The sequence below is a fragment of the Dermacoccus sp. UBA1591 genome, assembly GCF_002322065.1.
Lineage (GTDB): Bacteria > Actinomycetota > Actinomycetes > Actinomycetales > Dermatophilaceae > Dermacoccus > Dermacoccus nishinomiyaensis.
The window spans coordinates 12,318-13,689 of the sequence record NZ_DCNR01000022.1; the positions used below are offsets into that span (position 1 = coordinate 12,318).

The window sequence follows — 1,372 nt, forward strand, 5'->3', positions numbered from 1 at the left end:
CGGGCGTCCCGCCGCTCGTCCACCCGGACGCGCCGTACGAGCTGCCGTTCCTCAACGGCTACCCGGCGCCCATCACGCAGGGTCCGTACGGGGCAGCGAGCCACCACAAGTACTACGACAAGCACGCCGTCGACTTCGGGGTTCCGACGGGGACGCAGGTCGTCGCCTCCGCGTCGGGCGTCGTGTTCAAGACCGAGAACAACGTCACCGGTGGCAACACCGTCCTCATCAAGGACGCCTCCGGTTTCTGCATGGAGTACGCGCACCTGTCGTCGATGAACGTCGTTGCGGGGCAGCGAGTCTCGCAGGGGCAGAAGATCGCATTGTCGGGCAACACCGGCTTCTCGACGGGACCGCACCTGCACTGGGGCATCGTTGACTGCTCCTCCTACACGAGCATCAAGATCGCCGACTCGAAGGAGCTCGGCACCACCTACGTCCCGGGCACGGTCGGCGTCTCGCGCAACGGATCTTGACGGCGACACCCCACCCGGCCTGCCCGGGTGGGGTGCTTCACGTGCACTGCCGTGGCGGCGCGGCGTGGGATGCCGCGCAGGCTGGGTGTCGACCGCGCGGGCTGTCGACGGGTGGCAGGCGCTCACGCGCCGTGCGTGTGAACCTGTGAAAACAGTTTCGATCCAGCGCTGAGGTGTGTCGTGACGCCCGGAAGCCGGGGTGGTCTTGATTGAGTGGGATGGCACCCCGGCGCATCAGCCCCCCACTGGTTCGCCATGCTTCAGGGGGCGGAACTCGACCGCATGTGAGAGTTCCACCCTCGGAAGATGATCACGGCGAACGTTCGTGCGTCGGGGTGTCCTCGCTCGCTGCAGCGAGGTGCTCGTGGGTCTGATGTGGCGTGGTGGTCCGCGCGTCGCGCAGGACGATGGGCGCCAAGCGGGCCGTGAACGCAACGTGGCCGGCTGGTGGGGGGTGGGGGAGCTTTCGAGGCTTTCGGGGCTGTGGACGACAACCCAGGTTGTCGACGACCGGGAGCAATCTTCGTCCACAGGGTGTGGATCGGCGAATCACCGCAGTGGCGCGGTTCCCACGGCGGGCGGGCGAATCATCCACAGGTTTGTCCCGCGTCTGTGCACAACCGCCACCGGCGTTTCCAACACCTTGTCCACAGCACCGTCCACAGACGGGTTCGTGAACGGACGGGGCGTCTGCCTACTGTTGTCGGTGGTGAGTGCAAGGGTGGGTCGTGACGGATCGTGCGGCGTCGGCCGGGCGGGTGGCACCCGATTCGAGGAGTTGTGAGCGTGGCTGAGCTGGAGCCGTACGAGGCGCCGCCGGAGTTCGACGGGGCGGGTTCGTCGTCGATGCCGCCGGGCAAGCTGCCGCCGCAGGATCTGCAGGCGGAGCAGAGCGT

General features: G+C 67.5%; 1 protein-coding gene. It reads left to right on the forward strand.

All coding sequences use genetic code 11. The features are described from left to right. Window positions 1-476: M23 family metallopeptidase (locus B2284_RS02605; RefSeq protein WP_286697146.1), on the forward strand; the 476-nt coding region annotated here is incomplete at its 5' end. Window positions 477-1,372: the final 896 nt, after the last annotated feature.